The organism is Altererythrobacter epoxidivorans (genome assembly GCF_001281485.1).
GTDB classification, from domain to species: Bacteria; Pseudomonadota; Alphaproteobacteria; order Sphingomonadales; family Sphingomonadaceae; genus Erythrobacter; species Erythrobacter epoxidivorans.
Window position 1 is genome coordinate 2668636 of record NZ_CP012669.1, and the last position, 16223, is coordinate 2684858.

The 16223-nt window shown below is 62.5% G+C and carries 16 protein-coding genes; 11 read left to right on the forward strand and 5 right to left on the reverse strand.

Translation table 11 applies throughout. The annotated features are described in order from the left end of the window. Positions 1–98 precede the first annotated feature (98 nt). The 9 genes from AMC99_RS13180 to AMC99_RS13220 all read left to right on the forward strand — a co-directional run bounded on the left by AMC99_RS13180 (position 99) and on the right by AMC99_RS13220 (position 9929). Positions 99–701, forward strand: coding sequence for a TetR/AcrR family transcriptional regulator (locus AMC99_RS13180; RefSeq protein ID WP_061927232.1), 603 nt, complete (start codon positions 99–101; stop codon positions 699–701). Positions 702–740: 39 nt separating this feature from the next. Further along, positions 741–2297, forward strand: a complete 1557-nt coding sequence (locus AMC99_RS13185; protein ID WP_061927234.1) for a peptide chain release factor 3 — start codon at positions 741–743, stop codon at positions 2295–2297. Between the two features lie 37 nt (positions 2298–2334). After that, positions 2335–3204, forward strand: a complete 870-nt coding sequence (locus tag AMC99_RS13190; RefSeq protein ID WP_061927236.1) for an alpha/beta fold hydrolase — start codon at positions 2335–2337, stop codon at positions 3202–3204. Continuing rightward, a complete protein-coding gene (locus AMC99_RS13195) occupies positions 3204–3779 on the forward strand; it encodes a pyridoxamine 5'-phosphate oxidase family protein (RefSeq protein ID WP_061927238.1) in 576 nt (191 codons plus the stop codon). The genes AMC99_RS13190 and AMC99_RS13195 overlap by 1 nt, the downstream gene beginning before the upstream one ends. Before the next feature lie 18 nt (positions 3780–3797). Then, entirely contained in the window at positions 3798–4499 is a 702-nt protein-coding gene (locus AMC99_RS13200) for an endonuclease/exonuclease/phosphatase family protein (RefSeq protein ID WP_061927240.1), read from the forward strand. A 148-nt stretch (positions 4500–4647) separates the two neighbouring features. Continuing rightward, positions 4648–4986, forward strand: coding sequence for a P-II family nitrogen regulator (locus tag AMC99_RS13205; protein WP_061927241.1), 339 nt, complete (start codon positions 4648–4650; stop codon positions 4984–4986). Positions 4987–5000: 14 nt separating this feature from the next. Further along, a complete protein-coding gene (locus AMC99_RS13210; RefSeq protein ID WP_061928061.1) occupies positions 5001–6323 on the forward strand; it encodes an ammonium transporter in 1323 nt (440 codons plus the stop codon). A gap of 237 nt (positions 6324–6560) precedes the next feature. Continuing rightward, a complete protein-coding gene (locus AMC99_RS13215) occupies positions 6561–9323 on the forward strand; it encodes a TonB-dependent receptor plug domain-containing protein (RefSeq protein WP_198143539.1) in 2763 nt (920 codons plus the stop codon). Between the two features lie 75 nt (positions 9324–9398). Then, positions 9399–9929 carry a GNAT family N-acetyltransferase gene (locus AMC99_RS13220; protein ID WP_061927244.1) on the forward strand — a complete coding sequence of 177 codons (531 nt, stop codon included), beginning with the start codon at positions 9399–9401 and terminating at the stop codon, positions 9927–9929. Between the two features lies 1 nt (position 9930). Here the strand turns inward: AMC99_RS13220 and AMC99_RS13225 are convergent, their stop codons facing one another. Genes AMC99_RS13225 through AMC99_RS13240 form a run of 4 tightly spaced genes read right to left on the reverse strand, consistent with a single transcriptional unit; the run spans position 9931 to position 13258 of the window. Further along, a complete protein-coding gene (locus AMC99_RS13225) occupies positions 9931–10257 on the reverse strand; it encodes a YkvA family protein (RefSeq protein WP_232301432.1) in 327 nt (108 codons plus the stop codon). Positions 10258–10294: 37 nt separating this feature from the next. After that, complete coding sequence (locus AMC99_RS13230) at positions 10295–11884, reverse strand: GMC family oxidoreductase (protein WP_061927248.1); 1590 nt, start codon at positions 11882–11884, stop codon at positions 10295–10297. A 23-nt stretch (positions 11885–11907) separates the two neighbouring features. After that, positions 11908–12846, reverse strand: a complete 939-nt coding sequence (locus tag AMC99_RS13235; RefSeq protein WP_061927250.1) for a sterol desaturase family protein — start codon at positions 12844–12846, stop codon at positions 11908–11910. Next, the gene (locus AMC99_RS13240; protein WP_061927252.1) at positions 12839–13258 is read right to left on the reverse strand and encodes a hypothetical protein; all 420 of its coding nucleotides are present in this window, start codon (positions 13256–13258) and stop codon (positions 12839–12841) included. Before AMC99_RS13240 ends, AMC99_RS13235 begins: the two co-directional genes overlap by 8 nt. Positions 13259–13323: 65 nt before the next feature. On the opposite strand from AMC99_RS13240, the gene AMC99_RS13245 reads away from it, so the two are divergent. After that, positions 13324–14748, forward strand: coding sequence for an amidohydrolase (locus AMC99_RS13245; protein ID WP_061927254.1), 1425 nt, complete (start codon positions 13324–13326; stop codon positions 14746–14748). Here the strand turns inward: AMC99_RS13245 and AMC99_RS13250 are convergent, their stop codons facing one another. Beyond that, the gene (locus AMC99_RS13250; RefSeq protein WP_061927256.1) at positions 14749–15195 is read right to left on the reverse strand and encodes a protein tyrosine phosphatase family protein; all 447 of its coding nucleotides are present in this window, start codon (positions 15193–15195) and stop codon (positions 14749–14751) included. It abuts the gene before it with no gap. A 248-nt stretch (positions 15196–15443) separates the two neighbouring features. Here AMC99_RS13250 and AMC99_RS13255 point away from each other — a divergent pair, with 248 nt between their 5' ends. Continuing rightward, on the forward strand, positions 15444–16211 hold the full coding sequence (locus AMC99_RS13255) for a cold-shock protein (protein ID WP_061927258.1): 768 nt from the start codon (positions 15444–15446) through the stop codon (positions 16209–16211). Positions 16212–16223 lie beyond the last annotated feature (12 nt).

Below are 16223 nucleotides of genomic sequence, written 5' to 3' on the forward strand. Positions count from 1 at the left end.
ACTTCTGTGACTGCCAATATTGAAATATGAACCGACTTTCAAGTTTTGCTTGCATGGGCCTCGCGCGCATGCCTAGAAAGTGAACCGGGGAGGACGAGATGCCAGCTGTGACGAAGGAGGTGAGCCGCGAACCGCGCACTGCGCGTGGCCGTCAGACGCGTCGCAAGATCCTCGATGCGGCAGCTCAGGAATTCGGCGAACGCGGCTTTCACGAAAGCTCCATCGTCTCGATCACGCAGCGCGCCGGCGTCGCCCTCGGCAGTTTCTACACCTATTTCGAATCGAAGGACGAACTGTTCCGTGCGCTTGTCAGCGACATGTCGGACGGTGTGCGCGATGCCGTATCGCCTGCGATTTCGAACCTCGAGCCCGGGCTGGAACGTGAAGGGGCGGCATTGCACGCCTTTCTCGACTTCGTCAGGCAGCACAAAGAGCTCTACCGGATCATCGACGAGGCCGAATTCGTCGCGCCGGAAGACTGGCAGGCGCATTACTCGAACACGGCAGAACGCATTACTGCCCGCCTCGAGGAAATGAAGGGCCAGGGGATCGCCCGTGACGTGGGCGAGGTCGAGGCGTGGGCGATCATGGGTATGAACGTGTTTCTGGGCCTGCGTTTTGGCGTCCAGGACGATGCGCTCTCGACCGGGGAAGTGGCGCGGCGCGCGATGGCCCTGCTGGAACGCGGCATAGCGCGCTGACGCTGGATTTTGACGGCCAGTCCCCGTAAGGGCGCGCCGATGGCCAATACGAAATCCAATCGCCGAACTTTCGCGATTATCTCCCACCCCGACGCGGGTAAGACGACGCTGACCGAAAAGCTGCTGCTCCAGGGCGGCGCGATCCATCTTGCCGGCGAGGTAAAGGCGCGCGGGCAGGCGCGGCGTGCGCGGTCGGACTGGATGAAAATCGAGCAGCAGCGCGGCATTTCGGTAACGTCGAGCGTGATGACCTTCGAGAAGAAGTTCCCGGACTTGAACGGCGGCGAGACCATCACCTTCAACCTGCTCGACACGCCGGGTCACGAAGACTTTTCCGAAGACACCTATCGCACGCTGACGGCTGTCGATTCCGCGATCATGGTGATCGACGCCGCAAAGGGTATCGAGCCACAGACGCGCAAGCTGTTCGAGGTCTGCCGCCTGCGCTCCGTCCCTATCATCACCTTCGTCAACAAGGTCGATCGCGAAGGGCGTTCGATCTTTGAGGTGCTGGACGAGGTTGCCGATGCGCTGGCGCTGGATGTCAGCCCCCAGAGCGCGCCGCTCGGCATGGGCGGCCTGTTCAAGGGCATTCTCGATTTCTCCGACGACACGGTCGCCGTGCCCGAAGGTGACAGCAAGGAATATCTCGGCAAGCGCGAACCGCTCGGCGAGTTGCCCGACGATCTCGCCGAGGAAATCGAGCTGGCGCGCATCGGCTATCCGGAATTCGACCTCGAAGCCTATCGCCATGGCGACCTGACGCCGGTGTTCTTCGGATCTGCGCTGAAGAACTTCGGGGTCGAGGAACTGATTACTGCGATCGCCGAATGGGCGCCCCCGCCGCGGCCGCAGCCTGCGGGCGAGGAACAGGTCAGCCCCGACCGCGACGAAGTGACCGGCTTCATCTTCAAGGTCCAGGCCAACATGGACCCGAACCACCGCGACCGCATCGCTTTCATGCGGCAGGTGTCGGGCACCTTCAAACGCGGCATGAAGCTGACGCCTTCGGGCCTCGGTAAACCGATCGCCATCCACTCGCCGATCCTGTTTTTCGCGCAGGACCGCGAGATTGCGGACACGGCAGAGGCCGGCGACATCATCGGCATCCCGAACCACGGCACCTTGCGCGTCGGCGATACGCTGAGCGAGAAGAACGACCTGCGCTTTACCGGCCTGCCCAACTTCGCACCGGAAATCCTGCGCCGCGTTATTTTGAAGGATCCGACCAAGACCAAGCAATTGAGGAAGGCGCTCGACGACCTTTCTGAAGAAGGCGTGATCCAGGTCTTCTATCCCGAAATCGGCGCGCAGTGGATCGTCGGCGTCGTGGGCCAGCTGCAGCTCGACGTTCTCGTTTCGAGGCTGGAGGCGGAATACAAGGTCGGCGCACATCTGGAGGCATCGCCGTTTGCGACCGCACGGTGGCTGAAAGGAACAGAAGCGGCACTGAAGAACTTCGAGGACTTCAACCGCTCCAACCTGGCGCGCGACCGCGACGGCGATCTCGTCTTCATGGCCAAGAGCCCGTGGGACGTGAATTACCAGGTCGAGAAAAATCCCGAGCTGACCTTCTCGGCCACCAAGGAAAGGTGATCTTGCGAGCGGGGCGCGTTCGCGGCATGGAAGCACCATGACGCTAGCTGGCCCTACCTCGCAAACATTCATCTCGCAGCGGCTGAGGCTGCATTACCTCGATTGGGGCAACCGCGGAAAGCCGCCGCTGGTGCTGGTCCATGGCGGGCGTGATCATGCCCGCAGCTGGGACTGGGTGGCCGAAAAGCTTTGCCAGGACTGGCATGTCGTGGCGATGGATCACCGCGGCCATGGCGACAGCGACTGGGTCTCGGACGGCAATTATTCGAGCAATGACATGGTCTATGACCTTGCCCAGCTGATCCACCAGCTGGGTGTCGGCCCGGTCACCATCGTCAGCCATTCGATGGGCGGCAATGTCTCGCTGCGTTATGCCGGGACCTTCCCGGACATGGTCAAGAAGATCGTCGCGATCGAGGGCCTGGGGCCGAGCCCCAAGCGACAGGAAGAAATGCGCGAGACGCCCTATCCCGCGCGTCTCAACGAGTGGATCGCCAAGAAGCGCGCCGCTTCGGGTCGCAGCCCGCGCAAGTATGAAACGATCGAGGCGGCGTTCGCCCGCATGATCGAGGAAAATTCCTATCTCACCGAAGAACAGGCGCGGCACCTGACGCTCCACGGCGTGAACCGGAACGAGGACGGCACCTACAGCTGGAAGTTCGATCCCCACCTCAACGTCTGGGCGGTCGAGGATGTGGCAGACGAATTCCTGCAGCAGACATGGGCCGCGATCACCGCGCCGACGCTGCTGCTCTACGGCGCCGACAGCTGGGCCTCCAATCCTGAGAAGGATGGCCGGATCGAACATTTCGGCAATGCCGAGGTGATCGAGTTCGAGAACGCCGGGCACTGGCTCCACCACGATCAGTTCGACCGTTTCATGAAGGTGCTGGGGGATTTTCTCTGATGGCTGAATTTTTCGACGCACTCGGCGACAAGCATGTCGCGATGATCGAGAAGCAGCCTGTGTTCTTCGTCGCGACCGCAGCGCCGATGGGGCGCGTGAATGTGAGCCCCAAGGGCTATGACGCGTTTCGTGTCCTGTCGCCCAAGCGGGTCGCCTATCTCGATCTCGGCGGTTCAGGGAACGAGACCCATGCCCACTTGGCGGCCGACGGCCGGATCACGGTGATGTTCTGCAATTTCGAACAGCCTGCGCTGATCCTGCGCATCTATGGCCGCGGCGTCCCGGTGCTGCCGCAGGACGATGGCTGGGACAGGCTTGCCGCCAATTTCACGCTCCTGCCCGGCACCCGCCAGATCTTCGTGATCGATGTCGAAACCGTGCAGACCAGCTGCGGCTATGGCGTTCCCTTCATGGAATTCGAGCGCGAGCGCGACACGCTGACGAAGCTGCATGCCCAGGCCGATCCTGCCGAGTGGGAAGCCAAGATGGCGACCCGCATCGCCAGCATCGACGGCCTGCCGACACGCGCCACCGACCGCTATATTGCGGGCGATCCGGGCACGATCGCCGAATAACGACGTTGATTGCACTCAGTGCAGCTCAAATTCGCCAGCTACAATATCCACAAGGCGGTCGGCATAGACCGGCGCCAGGATCCCGACCGCATCATTACGGTGCTGCGTGAACTCGATGCCGATGTCATCGCCCTGCAGGAAGCGGACATGCGCTTCGGCCAGCGTGTCAGCGTCCTGCCGCGCGCCCTGCTCGACGATACGCCGTGGGAGCCCGTTCCCGTTGCGAAGCGCCGCCAGAGCATCGGCTGGCATGGCAATGCCCTCCTCGTCCGCCGCTCGATGCAATGGGTGGCGGCCGGCGCGCTGGAACTGCCCACGCTGGAGCCGCGCGGCGCAGCCATGGCCGAACTGGTGCTCGACGGGTGCCGCCTCCGCGTCATTGGCATGCATCTCGATCTGTCCGGCTTTCGCCGCCGCGACCAGATCCGATCCATCCTGAGCCATCTGGAAAAACACGACGACCAGCGCGCAACCGTGCTGATGGGCGATTTCAACCAGTGGGGCCTGCGCAGCGGGGCGATGGGAGAGTTTGCCAAGGGCTGGCAGATGCTGGCACCCGGAGCGAGCTATCCCGCGCGCCGCCCGATTGCCCGGCTCGACCGGATCGTCGTGTCCGACAGTTGTCGAGTGATCGACGGCGGGGTGCATCACAGCGCACTTGCAGCGCAGGCATCCGATCATCTTCCGATCTGGACGACGCTCAAACTGCCCAAAAAATAAACACTCGCCTAAAATATAGGCACACCTATTACGATCGGGTTACCGCGCGTGCCTCTGCGCGCCTGAAATTGCGCGGAAACGCATTTTGGCACGCCTTTTGCTGCTTGGTTTGAGCCGGGGAGGGCCCGGCCAAGAGAAAGGGGCAGGGATGAAGTTCATCATCGCCATCATCAAACCGTTCAAGCTCGACGAGGTTCGCGAAGCGCTGGGCGGCATCGGGGTAGCCGGCATGACGGTTTCCGAAGTCAAGGGTTTCGGCCGTCAGAAGGGGCAGACCGAAATCTATCGCGGGGCCGAGTATTCGACCAACATGCTTCCCAAGGTGAAGCTCGAGATCGCGGCCAGCGACGACATCGCCGCGCAAGTGGTCGAGACGATCCAGCAAACCGCCAGCACCGACGCCATCGGCGACGGCAAGATCTTCGTACTCGATCTTGCCAGTGCCACCCGCATTCGCACCGGCGAATCCGGCGACACCGCGCTCTAATGAGGGGTAAAACAATGATCCGCACATTTGCTCGCGGCGTAGGGGCGCTTGGCGCTTCGATGCTCGTCGCAACCGCCGCGATGGCGCAAGAGGCTGTCGAAGCCGCGCCTGCCGTCGCGAACCCGGGCAACAACGCCTGGATGATGACTTCCACCGTACTGGTACTCCTGATGATCCTTCCGGGTCTCGCACTTTTCTACGGCGGACTTACCCGTTCGAAGAACATGCTTTCGACCATGACCCAGATCGGCGCCACCGCCGCTCTCGCAATGCTGGTCTGGGTGATCTGGGGTTACTCGACCGCATTCGGACCCGAAGGCAACCAGTTCTTCGCCTGGGGCAACCTGTTCCTTGGCCAGGTAACGCCGGACACCACGGCGGCAACTTTCAGTGATGAAGTCATCAGCGAATATGTCTTCATCAGTTTCCAGATGACCTTCGCCGCGATCACGGCAGCCCTGATCTTGGGTGCAACGGCAGAGCGCATGAAGTTCAGCGCCGTCATGGTGTTCGTGCCGATCTGGCTGACGATCGTCTATTTCCCGATCGCCCACATGGTCTGGGGCACGGGCGGCCTGCTGCTCGATGCAGGCGCACTCGACTTCGCTGGCGGCACCGTGGTGCACATCAACGCCGGTGTGTCTGGTCTCGTCCTTGCCTACATGCTCGGCAAGCGCCGCGGCTATCCGGCAGAACCGATGCCGCCGCACAGCCTGACGATGACCATGGTCGGCACCGGCCTGCTGTGGGTGGGCTGGTTCGGCTTCAACGCCGGTTCGGAACTCGAAGCCGACGGCGTCGCAGGCCTTGCCATGATCAACACCTTCGTCGCCACTGCAGCTGGTGCACTCACCTGGATGGTTGTCGAGCGTCTCGCCGGCCACAAGGGCAGCGCACTGGGCTTCTGTTCGGGCGTGATTGCCGGCCTCGTCGCCGTCACTCCGGCAGCTGGTAACAGCGGACCGTTCGGTGCGATCCTGCTCGGCATGGTTGCCTCGGTCGTCTGCTACTTCTTCGTCGCCAAGGTGAAGAGCAAGTTCGGATACGACGACAGCCTCGACGCTTTCGGCATCCACGGCATCGGCGGTATCGTCGGCGCTATCGGCACCGGCATCGTGGTCCAGCCGTTCATCGGCGGCCCCGGCGACGGTTCGACCGGCACACTGGCACAGGTCCTGATCCAGCTCGAAGGCGTGGTTATCACCATCGTCTGGGCAGCGGTCGGCACCTTCATCGCCGGTATGATTGCCAAGGTTGTGACCGGTCTGCGTGTCTCGGAAGAAGACGAGGTCAACGGCCTCGACATCGCCGAGCACGGGGAGCGCGCCTACAACTGATCCAACAGTTTGGCGGGACGGGTAACTCTCTCCTCCCACTCGTCCCGCCTGACAGTGTTCCTCCTGCGAACACCAAGACTAGAGGGCCGGAGCCAGCCGCTCCGGCCCCTTTTTTTGTATGTTGCATTCTGGTGACAGTGTTACCGGTTTGATCCGGTATCAAACGAAACGGACTTGCTCGATTACCCCTTGGGACGTCAGATTATTCCCAATTTCTAGGACGAGGAGGAACAACCTATGAAATTGATGTTTAATCGCGCTTCGGCCACCCGGCTCGCGCTGCTTTCGAGCGCCGCCGTAGTTGCCACTGCAACACCAGCCATGGCGCAGGACGTGACCGATGAATCGGCCGTCGATCCCATGGACGCACCTGCCATCATCGTTACCGGTACCCGCCAGGCCGACCGTTCGGCAGCGGACACCGTCGCCCCGGTCGATATCGTCACCGGCGCAGAACTGGCTGCCAATGCAGACACGGACATGGGTAACCTGCTCCGCGTCGCCGTCCCCTCGTTCAACGTCAACACCCAGCCGATTTCTGACGCCGCGACCCTGGTCCGCCCCGCAAACCTTCGCGGGCTTTCGCCGGACAACACGCTGGTCCTCGTCAACGGCAAGCGCATGCATCGCGCATCGGTCATCACCTTCCTCGGCGGGGGCATCGCCGACGGCTCGCAGGGTCCGGATATCTCGACCATCCCGACCATCGCTATCAAGCAGCTCGAAGTGCTGCGTGACGGTGCATCGTCGCAATATGGTTCGGACGCCATCGCAGGCGTGATGAACTTCCTGATCAAAGATGACCGCGAAGGCGGCACGCTCACCGGCAAGTGGGGCTCCACCTATGAAGGTGACGGCGACAACTACCAGATCGGCGCCAACATCGGTCTCGGGTTTACCGAGCTGGGTTTCATCAACATCAGCGCCGAATATGGCGAATCCGATGCGACCAGCCGTTCGGTACAGCGCGACGACGCAGCCGCCCTGATCGCGGCAGGCAATACGGCAGTGGCCGATCCCGCCCAGATCTGGGGTCAGCCCAACGTCAATGACGACTTCAAGCTGTTCATCAATTCGGGCCTCGATCTTACCGACAACCTCCACCTCTATGCATTCGGCAACTATGCCTCGCGCAATGTGGACGGCGGCTTCTTCTTCCGTAACCCGACCAATCGCGGCGGCGTCTATGCAGGTCCGATGGTCGATCCGACCACCGGCTTTGCTTCGAGCGCATCCAATGCCGTTCCTTCGGTCCTGGTCGGCGACCTGTCGATCAACAGCTCTGGCGACTGTGTTGCCGGTATTCCGCTGACGCAGGGCGGCCTGATCCCCGATCCGACCATCCTGGCGGCAGTTTCGGCCGATCCCAACTGCTTCTCCTTCGTCGAGATGTTCCCGGGCGGCTTCACTCCGCGCTTCGGCGGTAGCCTCGAAGACGTATCGGTTGCAGGCGGCCTGCGCGGGCAACTGTTCGGCGGCCTCGATTTCGACGTCAGCTATCGCTACGGCCGGAACGAAGTCGACTTCGTGATCCGCAACACGGTCAACGCTTCGCTCGGCCCGAATACGCCGAACGAGTTCAAGCCGGGCGGTTACCAGCAGGAAGAACAGCTGGTTAACCTCGACCTCGGTTATGAAATCCCTGTCGGCGCTGGCAGCGTCTATGTCGCAGCCGGTGCGGAATACCGCGAGGAAACCTTCACCATCCAGGCTGGCGATGCGGCTTCGTTCGCTCTCGGCCCGCTTGCGCAGCCGACGGCAGCCTATCCGACCGGTCAGGGTTTCTCGACCAGTTCGAACGGCTTCGGCGGTTTCAGCGACAATGCTGCCGGGTCCAGCACCGAAGACAACAAGGCGGTCTATCTCGATATCGAAGCCGACCTGATCGACGCGCTGACCCTGCAGGGTGCCGTCCGTTACGAAGACACCAAGAGCTTCGGCAACACGACGACCTGGAAGCTGGGCGCGCTCTATCGCCTCTCGGATGCACTGCGCGTGCGCGGTACCTATTCGACCGGCTTCCACGTACCGACCGCCGGCCAGGCGAACGTCATCAACGTGACGACGCAGTTCTCCGGTGGCCAGCTGCAGGATGAAGGCACCTTCCCGCTCTTCAGCCCTGCCGGTCTCATCGTGTCCGACTACATTTCCGACACTGCCAATGGCGGTCTCGGTCTTGCCCGTCCGACGCTTGGGCCCGAAAAGTCCGACAGCTTCACCGTCGGTCTCGCTGGCGACTTTGGCGACATCACCTTCACGCTCGACTACTTCAACATCAAGCTGAAGGATCGTATTTCGCGTTCGTCGACGATCAGCTTCCCGGCAGCCCTGTGCTACCTGGCCGATCGTGAAAGCGTTGCAACGGCCTGCCCTGCAGACCTGATCAACGACCCGCTGCCGCGTACGGCCGACCTGCTGGTCGCGCTTGACGGTGCCGGCGTCATCGATCGCAACGACTTCACCGGTTTCGAAGACCTGACCGCATTCGCATTCTTCAACAACGCGTTCGACACCCGCACGCAGGGCGTCGACTTCGTGGCGAATGCACGTCTCTATCCGATCCCGGGTGGCACCACGCGCGCCACGCTGGCGGTGAACTACACGCACACCAAGGTGTTGAATGCGGACTCCACCATTTCGGATACTCGCATCCGCCAGCTTGAAGAAAACCTCCCGCAGTGGAAGGGCTTCCTCAACCTGACGCACGACCAGGGCCGCTTCCGCGGCATGCTGCGCGCGAACTACTTCGGCAGCTTCTACGAAGCGCACCTCGACGACGGCACGCTGCCGATCGACGCCGGTGCACGTGTGACCCTCGATGCAGAACTCGGTTACGAGCTGTTCGACGGTTTCGAGCTTGCCGTGGGTGCGCAGAACCTGCTCGACACCTATCCGGAGCGTAACCCCTATGCCGGTATCGCCGGTGCGGAATATGCAGTGACGTCGCCGTTCGGTTTCAGCGGCGGCACCTACTACATCCGCGGTCGTTTCCAGTTCTGATCGGAAACAGCCTGAGGTAAAGCGAGGGGGCGGCCGCAAGGTCGCCCCCTTTCTCTTGGCCCAAGGAATTTCAGCATGACTCTGACGATCCGGCTCGCGACCCGCGACGATGCCGATACCATTGCCGCGCTGATGGATCGGGCCATCGCCGAATTGCAAAAGGGTTTTCTAACTCCCGAACAGATCGAAGCCTCGCGCGCCGGCATGGGCCTCGATCTGCAGTTGATCGAAGACGGGACCTATTTTTGCGTCGTGGAGCAGGGCGAACTCGTCGGTTGCGGCGGGTGGTCGCGCCGCGCGACCCTGTATGGCGGCAACCATTCGGCGGGCCGCGATCCGCGCACGCTGGATCCGGGGACCGAACGTGCACGCATCAGGGCCATGTACACCCACCCCGATCACGCCCGTAAAGGCATCGGCAGGCTGATCCTCGAAACGGCCGAAAACGCCGCGAGAAACGAAGGCTTCGCCGCAATCGAAATGGCAGCGACGATGTCGGGAAGGCCGCTCTACCGCGCCTGCGGATACGAGGTCGAGAGCGACTGGTTCGACGAGAACGGGCCCGTGCCTGTGCCGCTTTCGACCATGTGGAAACGGCTCGACTAGGTCAGTCGGCCCGCCAGAGCGAAGCGGCAATCCATGAGAGCACCGCCAGCCACACGACAATGACTAGCGCTGCTCCGGCCAGGACACGGGGCCTCACCTTCACCTGTTCGGCTTGCACGCGAAATTCCGCCATAAGCGCCGGCGGGATCATCCTAAGGACCAGCCAGATGCCGAGAGGCAGCAGGATGACATCGTCCAACAGGCCGAGGACCGGGATGAAGTCCGGTATCAGGTCGATCGGGCTTAGCGCATAGCCTGCCACGAGGAGGGCGAGTGCCCTTGCAGCGATGGGTGTGCGCTTGTCGCCGGAAGCGATCCAGAGCGCCACCACATCGCGCTTGAGAGCGCCTGCCCAGTCCTTGAGCTTACCCAGAGGCTTCCGCCTTGACGAAGTCGGCGCAGCGTTCGCCGATCATGATGCTCGGCGCATTGGTGTTTCCGCTGACGAGCCGCGGCATGATCGATGCGTCGGCAATCCATAGTCCGTCGACACCGCGCGCCTTCAGCGTGTTGTCGACCACGCTGTCGTCGTCCCCGCCCATGCGGCAGGTGCCGACCGGGTGATAGACGGTGTCGGCACGGTTGCGGATCAATTCGTCGAGGGCGGCATCGTCGTTGATGTCGACGGGGTGACGGTCCTGCGGATCGTAATCCGACAGCGGCGGGGCCTCTGCGATGCGGTGCGACAGACGCACACCGCCGCGCAGGACCGCCATGTCGCGCTCGTCGTCGAGGAAGTTGGGGTCGATGCGGGGGGCATCTGCCGGATTGGCGCTGTTCAGCCTGACGGTGCCTCGGCTTTCGGGCCTCAGTACGCAGGCATGGAGCGAAAATCCGTGACCGCCCACGTTCTCTCTCCCGTGATCCTCGAGCACGGCGGGGACGAAGTGCCACTGTACATCAGGGGCGGGGGCATCGGGCATGACGGTCCAGAAACCGCCCGCTTCGGCGAAACAGGTGGTCATGATCCCGGTGCGCTTGCGCCGGTGTTCGATGATCGCCTTGACCATGCGCAGCGTCCCCTCGAGGCTGTTGCCGAACGGCTCGCGCGATTTCGTCTCCCAACCGGAAACGTAATCGATGTGGTCCTGAAGGTCGCTGCCGACGGCAGGCTTGTCGAGCGTGACTGCAATGCCCTGTTCCTGCAGGTGTGCGCCCGGCCCGATGCCCGAGAGCATGAGGATCTGCGGAGAATTGAAGGCCCCAGCTGATAGGATCACGCCGTGGCGGGCATGGACGATCTCCGCCTTGTTGCCGCGCCTGATCGCAACACCGGTGACGCGCCCGTCCTCGATCACCAGCCGCTCTACCAAGGAGCCTGTACGGATATCGAAGTTCGACTTGCCGCGCAGCGGTTCGACATAGGCACGCGCGGCAGACCAGCGCTCACCGTCCTTCTGGGTCACCTGGTAGAGGCCGAAGCCCGACTGCTTCTCGCCGTTGAAATCGGTCGTCGTGGGAAGCTGGAGCGAAGCTGCGCTTTCGACGAAGGCGCGGCTCGTGGGGTTGGGCGAGCCCTGGTCGGACACGCGCAATGGGCCGCCCGACCCGTGATAGTCATTACCGCCGCGGACGTTGTCTTCGGCCTTCTTGAAATAGGGCAGGACATCGTCATAGGCCCAGCCATCGCAGCCCAGCGCCGCCCAATTGTCGTAATCCCACGCATTGCCGCGGATATAGACCATCGCGTTGATGGCGGACGATCCGCCCAGACCGCGTCCGCGCGGCTGGTATCCGATGCGGCCGTTCAGCCCTTTCTGCGGGACGGTATCGTATTTGTAATTCGAACTGTTCCGGATGAAGGGCATGAAGCCCGGCGTCTTGATCAGGAAATTGTCGTTGGTGCCGCCCGCCTCGAGCAGGCAAACCGTGCGCCTGCCATCTTCGGCCAAGCGCCCGGAAACCGCACTACCTGCACTGCCGCCGCCAATCACGACGTAATCGAAACTGTCCATGTCCTCTCCTTGTGCGGGAGAGGTTAGGCGGCCTCGCCGTGTCTCGCAACTGGGTTTCCGGTTGCAACGGAGTTTTCCGCAGCGCTTTTCCTCTGCAACCAATTCTCGCGAATCTGGTCGGAAGTCTCGCGGCTGCCGTCATGCGTCCAGCCGGGCTCGCGCAGCAGATAGGACAGCTTGTGCTTCCACGGCGCGCGCCACATGTCCTGCGCAATGCCGATCCATTCGTGGAACACCGCCCACAGCAGGTTGAAGCTGCCAAGCTGTTTCACGATGCCATAGCGGATCTTTTCCTCGTCGCTTTCGGGCTCGAAAGTGCCGAACATCCTGTCCCAGACGATGAAGACACCGGCATAGTTGCGGTCGAGATAACGCGGATTGGTCGCATGGTGAACACGGTGGTGGCTCGGCGTGTTCATCACGGCTTCGAACCATCGCGGCATCCGGCCGATCGCTTCGGTGTGGATCCAGAACTGGTAGATCAGGTTGAAGCCGCCGCAGATCGCGATCATCACCGGATGGAAGCCGAGCAGGACCAGCGGCAGTTTGAAGGCAAATCCCAGGGTAAGGAAGCCCGTCCAGGTCTGCCTCAATGCCGTGCTCAGGTTGTAGTGCTGGCTCGAGTGGTGGTTGACGTGGCTCGCCCAGAACCAGCGCACGCGGTGGCCGAACCGGTGGATCCAGTAATAGGCGAGATCGTCGAGCACGAAGCACAGTGCGAATGCCCACCAGCTCCACGGAATCTCGAACAGGCGAAACTGCCAGACCCACAGGAACAGCGCGAGAAAGACGCCGCCGGAAATCAGCCCGGCAACCGTGCTGCCGAGGCCGAACGCGAGACTGGTCAGCGTATCCTTGGGCTCATAGGCGTCGCGCCGCGTGCGCCAGGCCCAGATCATTTCGATCAGGACCAGTGCGACGAAGCCGGGTACGGCATATTCGGTGGGCGAGAAATCAGGCATGACCGGCCCTCTTTATCTCGTCGAGCGCCTGCACCCAAGCTGAAGCATTATCACCCAGGTCGAGCCGTGCCGATCCATATCGCTTTTCAGCCGTGTCGATCACCAGCGCATCGCCTTCCACATACGCGCTCGCCTGCGGCGTTAGCAGGCGCCCGGCAAAGTGCGTGCCGTGTGGTCGCAGCAGCAGGATTCGCCCGGCGTTATCGCGCAGCAGCGCGCCGCGTCCTTCGCTGTCGAGGGCAATAGCGACCGGATCGAAACCGCTCACCGCTTCATCGGCGGCGGCGCGGGCATCCGCTTCGTCCTCCAGTCGCGGCTCGGGGCCGAGCTTCAGCCACCACGCAATCCCCGCAAGCGCGAGAATGGCGACGAGCGAGCCGAGAAACTGGATAAGGGCGGGCGGGAATTCCATAGCCATACCGATTGGCACGGGGCGCGCTTTGCGGCAAGCTGCCGGTCAAAAGGGGGACATCTGGAATGACGCGATTCTTCACCGCAACGGCGCTCGCCGTTCTCGCCACGGGCTTCCAGGCGAGCGCCCAGACGGCCGATCCCGTCGCCGAGGTGGAAGCGCAAGCCGGCCGCACCGAACGCGTCGCTACCCAGCTGTGGGACTGGGCCGAACTCGGTTACCTCGAAACCCGGTCGAGCTCGCTCCTGAAAGAAGAGCTTGCGAGCGAAGGGTTCTCGATCAAGAGCGGGGTCGCGGGCATTCCCACTGCCTTCATCGCAGAATGGGGCGACGGCGGGCCGGTCATCGCCATCCTCGCCGAATATGATGCGCTTCCCGGGATCAACCAGTCGCGCTCCGCCAGCCGCGATCCGGTGGCAGGCAAGCTGGCGGGCCAAGCCTGCGGCCATAACCTGTTCGGGGCGGGTTCGCTGACTGCGGCCATCGCGGTCAGGCGCTGGCTGGAAAAGACGGGCACTCCGGGCCGCATCCGGCTGTATGGCACACCTGCCGAAGAAGGTGGGTCGGGCAAGGTTTACATGACGCGCGCAGGATTGTTCGACGACGTCGACATCGCCATCCACTGGCACGCCGACGATTCGAACAGCGCAGCGGCCCGCACGACGCTGGCCAATCGGTCGGCGAAGTTCCGCTTCAAGGGGATTTCGGCGCATGCCGCCGGTGCGCCCGAGCGCGGTCGGTCGGCGCTCGACGGAGTCGAGGCAATGAACATGATGGCGAACATGATGCATGAACACATGCCGCAATCGGCACGCATGCATTACGTCATCACTTCAGGGGGCGAGGCGCCCAATGTCGTGCCCGATTTCGCCGAGGTATTCTATTACGTGCGCCATCCCGACCCCAAGGGCGTGCAGGATATCTGGACCAGGCTGGAAGATGCCGCTCGCGGAGCGGCGCTCGGCACCGGGACCGAGGTCGAGTGGGAAGTCATCCACGGCAATAATGCATTGCTCGTCAATGAAACGCTCGCCCGGGTGATGGATGCCAAACTGCGGGAGGTGGGCGGCGTCGAATACACGGCCGAAGAAGCTGCGTGGGCGAGGGAAATTTCCAAGACGCTGGGCGATGCTGCCAAGCCGATCGAATCGGCTGCGCAGATTGAACCCTATGACAAGCGGCTGGGATATGGCTCGACCGATGTCGGCGACGTTTCCTGGGCGACACCGACCGTCGGCCTGAGGGCGGCGACATGGATTCCGGGCACCAGCGCGCACAGCTGGCAGGCGGTCGCGGCTAGCGGCAATTCGATCGGCTTCAAGGGTGCGCAGGTCGCGGCCAAGACCATGACGCTGATGGCGGTGGAGCTGTTTACGAACCCGAAATTGCGCGCTGCGGCGCGGGCCGAATTCGATGCCTCGCGCGGCCCGGATTACGTCTATCAGTCGCTGCTCGGCGACCGGGAGCCGCCACTCGATTATCGGAACTGATCAGTCGCGGTTGTGCGCTGCCAGCATGTCCATGGCCGGGCGCACCGGGGACGTGTCGTAACCAGCCAATTCGGCAGCGTCCGAGATGCTCGACGGATCATCACCCATGCTGGCCCGCGCAAGCGCCCAAAGTAGCGTGGACCGGGTTCCGCTGCGGCAATAGCCCAGGATCTTGCCATCGTCGTTTTCGATTGCGGCAGCGAGCGCCTCGACCTGCGGCACGCTGAAACCGGCATGTGTCACCGGGATCGCCAGATATCCGATGCCGGCCGCCTTCGCTGCAGCCTCGATCTCCGCCCCGGGCGTCTGGTCGCTCGATTCGTCTTCCGGTCGATTGTTGACGATCAGGGTAATGCCAAGTTCTCTGGCAGAATCGATGTCGGCGACACCGATCTGCGGGCTGGCAAAGAATCGGTCTGACAATTGTCGGAAGTTGCTGTCGGTCATGACGTCGCAATGCCTAACTTTCGCATGGGCGACAACCTCTGGAATTATGCGAAAATGTCACAATTTCGCCCCATTGCGCGCAGTTGTGTTAAATCGTTCGCATCGCTCGCATTTGTGAGCTATGCGTAAAAGCTGAGAAGGGTGGGGGTCCGGCATTCACCGGCGAACCAACCGCGCACGGTATGGCTGTCGTCCGTAGTACCGTCGCAAGGAATGCCAGGGCGATGGAACAAGGTACGACGTAGATTATGGGTTACGATAGAGGGCGCCGCCGGGGTCGAGACAAACGCGACGGTTTCGGCGAAGACGGCTTCGATCCCTTCGGTGGCGGCATGGACGGATACAATCCTCCCGCGCCATCGGGTGGCGACCGCTTCGGAGGTCCGCGTAATGACGATCGCGGATTCGGCGGTGGTGACCGTTATGGCGGCGGTGGTGGCGGCGATCGCTTCGGCGGTGGCGGCGGTCGCGGTCGTGGTGGCCCGGGCGGCGGCGGCGGTGGTGGCGGCGGTTTCAACCGCATGCCAGCTCAAGTTGTTGGTACCGGCAAGGGCGTCGTAAAGTTCTTCAACGCACAGAAGGGTTTCGGCTTCATCCAGCAAGATGGCGGCGGCGAAGACATCTTCGTCCACATCAGTGCTGTCGAACGTGCCGGCCTTGAAGGTCTGGCAGAAGGCCAGGGCCTAGAATTCAATCTCGTCGATCGCGGCGGGAAGGTGTCGGCACAGGACCTGCAGGTCGTTGGCGATGTTATCGAAGTCGAGCAGCGCAGCGCCGCACCGCAGCGCGAACTGACTGGCGAAAAGGCTGTCGGCACGGTCAAGTTCTTCAATTCTATGAAGGGCTTCGGCTTCCTCGTACGCGATGATGGCCAGCCGGACGCATTCGTTCACATCAGCGCCGTCGAACGGTCCGGCCTTGCCGGTATCAACGAAGGTGAACGCTATGAATTCGACCTCGAGGTCGATCGACGAGGCAAGCACTCGGCGGTCAACCTTGTGCCCGTTCAAGGCTGATACGAGCCCCAG

Coding starts and splice junctions, on each gene's coding strand:
- AMC99_RS13230 (WP_061927248.1), bottom strand. CDS start 11,884: ATGGACAGTTTCGATTACGTCGTGATTGGCGGCGGCAGTGCAGGTAGT.
- AMC99_RS13190 (WP_061927236.1), top strand. CDS start 2,335: ATGACGCTAGCTGGCCCTACCTCGCAAACATTCATCTCGCAGCGGCTG.
- AMC99_RS13215 (WP_198143539.1), top strand. CDS start 6,561: ATGAAATTGATGTTTAATCGCGCTTCGGCCACCCGGCTCGCGCTGCTT.
- AMC99_RS13195 (WP_061927238.1), top strand. CDS start 3,204: ATGGCTGAATTTTTCGACGCACTCGGCGACAAGCATGTCGCGATGATC.
- AMC99_RS13240 (WP_061927252.1), bottom strand. CDS start 13,258: ATGGAATTCCCGCCCGCCCTTATCCAGTTTCTCGGCTCGCTCGTCGCC.
- AMC99_RS13235 (WP_061927250.1), bottom strand. CDS start 12,846: ATGCCTGATTTCTCGCCCACCGAATATGCCGTACCCGGCTTCGTCGCA.
- AMC99_RS13245 (WP_061927254.1), top strand. CDS start 13,324: ATGACGCGATTCTTCACCGCAACGGCGCTCGCCGTTCTCGCCACGGGC.
- AMC99_RS13255 (WP_061927258.1), top strand. CDS start 15,444: ATGGGTTACGATAGAGGGCGCCGCCGGGGTCGAGACAAACGCGACGGT.
- AMC99_RS13180 (WP_061927232.1), top strand. CDS start 99: ATGCCAGCTGTGACGAAGGAGGTGAGCCGCGAACCGCGCACTGCGCGT.
- AMC99_RS13205 (WP_061927241.1), top strand. CDS start 4,648: ATGAAGTTCATCATCGCCATCATCAAACCGTTCAAGCTCGACGAGGTT.
- AMC99_RS13250 (WP_061927256.1), bottom strand. CDS start 15,195: ATGACCGACAGCAACTTCCGACAATTGTCAGACCGATTCTTTGCCAGC.
- AMC99_RS13210 (WP_061928061.1), top strand. CDS start 5,001: ATGATCCGCACATTTGCTCGCGGCGTAGGGGCGCTTGGCGCTTCGATG.
- AMC99_RS13220 (WP_061927244.1), top strand. CDS start 9,399: ATGACTCTGACGATCCGGCTCGCGACCCGCGACGATGCCGATACCATT.
- AMC99_RS13185 (WP_061927234.1), top strand. CDS start 741: ATGGCCAATACGAAATCCAATCGCCGAACTTTCGCGATTATCTCCCAC.